At 44.7% G+C, this 2425-nt stretch carries 3 protein-coding genes; 2 read left to right on the top strand and 1 reads right to left on the bottom strand.

Features of this window, described 5'->3' with window-relative positions:
- On the bottom strand, positions 1–801 hold an 801-nt coding region (locus WBJ10_RS00565; RefSeq protein ID WP_424287581.1), incomplete at its 3' end, for an AAA family ATPase.
- 151 nt (positions 802–952) lie between these two features.
- Between WBJ10_RS00565 and WBJ10_RS00560 the strand changes: the two genes are divergently transcribed.
- Complete coding sequence (locus WBJ10_RS00560; protein WP_424287579.1) at positions 953–1573, top strand: DUF4159 domain-containing protein; 621 nt, start codon at positions 953–955, stop codon at positions 1571–1573.
- Between the two features lie 144 nt (positions 1574–1717).
- The coding region (locus tag WBJ10_RS00555; RefSeq protein WP_424287577.1) for a flavodoxin-dependent (E)-4-hydroxy-3-methylbut-2-enyl-diphosphate synthase at positions 1718–2425 on the top strand (708 nt) is incomplete at its 3' end.

Here is a 2425-nt window from a genome sequence, read left to right as displayed (position 1 = left end):
GGCCTGGCCGGCACGCGGACCTGCTCCCCATCGTACCCATTCTTTTACGAAGGCGGTTTCTGTGGTGTCAGGGCGTGTGGCGCGGATCAGTTTCCCGGTATAGTTAATCAGGTCGTCGCTGATGCTCACATCGCGTACAAGCGACTGAATCTGGATGATTTCTTCAGCAGTTATAATTGGATTTATCACTGGTTTATTTGATCCTGTGGTACTGCTCAGAATTCCAAACTCCTCCTGTTCTGAGGGGTATCCGATCTTTACAAATAACAGGAACCTGTCGAGCTGGGCTTCCGGTAAAGGATAAGTACCGGCCTGTTCGATAGGATTCTGCGTAGCCAAAATGAAAAAGGGCCTGTCGAGCGGATAGGTTTGGCCGCCATAAGTTACCTCAAACTCCTGCATCGCTTCAAGCAAAGCCGACTGCGTTTTGGGTGGGGTTCTGTTTATCTCATCTGCAAGAATGATATTCGCGAAAAGCGGGCCTTTATTGAATTTAAAGAAACGTTTTCCGGTGCTATGGTCTTCCTCCAGGATCTCCGTTCCAATAATATCTGTTGGCATTAGATCCGGAGTGAATTGTATCCTTCTGAACGATAGGTCGAGAGCTTGCGACAAGGTGCGGACCATCAGCGTTTTCGCCAGTCCGGGAACACCTTCCAGCAGGCAATGCCCGCCGGCCATTAATGTGATGACGAGTTCATCGAGCACTTCGTCCTGCCCGACAATTACTTTCTGTATCTCGTCTTTTAAATGGGGAAGCTTTGCAATTATCGCTTTTAGCTTACTTTCTGAAATTTCCAAAATGTATATATAATTGGTTTTGTAACGTTAAGAGTGGAAAATTATAAATAAAATCCCTGACAAGGGAAGTTTATACATTACTGTTACCAATAATTTAAATAAATTTTCGAAAAAACTCTTTCCGGAATAATTATAGCAATAATTTAGACGAATGTTTGCTTCCAGGTTCACCTTTGCGAGACTAAGATACCGTTCCGGCGATTGGGATACCGATCAGCGGATGCCTTCGAACATCCTGAACTCGCTGGTGGAATATACCACCATACCGGTAAACCTTGACGAAAAGGTAGTTGATCTGGCCAGCGATGAACTCTTTCTTTATCCCTTTGCATACCTCAGCGGGCACAAGCTGGTGCAGTTCAACAACCAGGAGAAAGTGAACTTTAAAAAGTATATACAAAATGGTGGTTTTGTGTTTGTCGATGATTGCAACCACGACATCGACGGCCTTTTTGCCAAATCCTTTGAAGCACAAATGAGTTCGCTTTTTGGGCCTTCTGCATTAAAAAAGATCCCCAATAATCACGAGATTTATAACTCGTTCTTCAGATTCGAGAAAGGCCCCCCTACTACTTCCTTCGAACTCAACGGCTGGGGCGACGACCTGGTACACGATTATCTTAAAGCGATTGAAATCAACGGACGAATTGCAGTTTTATACAGCAATAAGGATTACGGCTGTGAGTGGGATTATGACTTCAGGAATAAGAGGTTTTTGGCGGAGGATAATACGAAGTTTGGGGTTAATATTGTGATGTACGCGCTTTCTTGAGTTGACAGTCGATAGCATCTTATTATCCTATCATCCTATAAATCCTATTCAAGACAATTTTCGCGATATGATCTTATGAATCCTATTATCCTATGAATCCTAATCCAACTTTTCTCCCTATTTTTGCAAATTGCATCTTAATTAATGGACAAACCAATCATATCAAGCCTTCCAGGCATTTATTGTAATTCCCAATCCACCTATTCCCGCTTCCTAACCCGCGAGGTGAAGATCGGCGAGATTGCATTGGGGGGAACAAATCCTATCCGGATCCAGAGTATGACGACGACGGATACCATGGATACGATGGGGACTGTTGAGCAATCGATCAGGATGGTAGAGGCCGGTTGCGAGTACGTGCGGATTACGGCGCCGAGCATTAAGGAAGCAAAGAATTTAGGTGTTATAAAAAAAGAGTTACAGCGCAGGGGATATAATGTTCCATTGATTGCTGATATACATTTTACTCCCAATGCCGCGGAAGAGGCGGCACGGATTGTCGAGAAAGTCAGGATCAATCCCGGCAACTACGCCGACAAAAAGAAGTTTGAGAATTTTGAATATACAGACCTTGAATACAAGGCTGAACTGGAGCGGATTTACCAGAAGTTTGCCCCTTTAGTTAAGGTCTGTAAGGAGTACGGAACTGCGATGCGGATCGGGACGAATCACGGTTCTTTATCCGACAGGATCATGAGCCACTATGGCGATACACCGCAGGGTATGGTTGAGTCGGCGATGGAATTCATGCGGATGTGTGAAGACCTGAACTATTACAATATGGTCATCTCGATGAAGTCGAGTAATCCGCAGGTCATGGTGCAGGCTTATCGTTTGCTTGTCGCCACCATG

It is taken from the genome of Daejeonella sp. (assembly GCF_049655485.1).
Classification (GTDB): Bacteria; Bacteroidota; Bacteroidia; order Sphingobacteriales; family Sphingobacteriaceae; genus Daejeonella.
The sequence above is the reverse complement of the archived record's forward strand: the minus strand, read 5'-3'. Positions and strand labels throughout refer to the sequence as shown.

Coding starts and splice junctions, on each gene's coding strand:
- WBJ10_RS00560 (WP_424287579.1), top strand. CDS start 953: ATGTTTGCTTCCAGGTTCACCTTTGCGAGACTAAGATACCGTTCCGGC.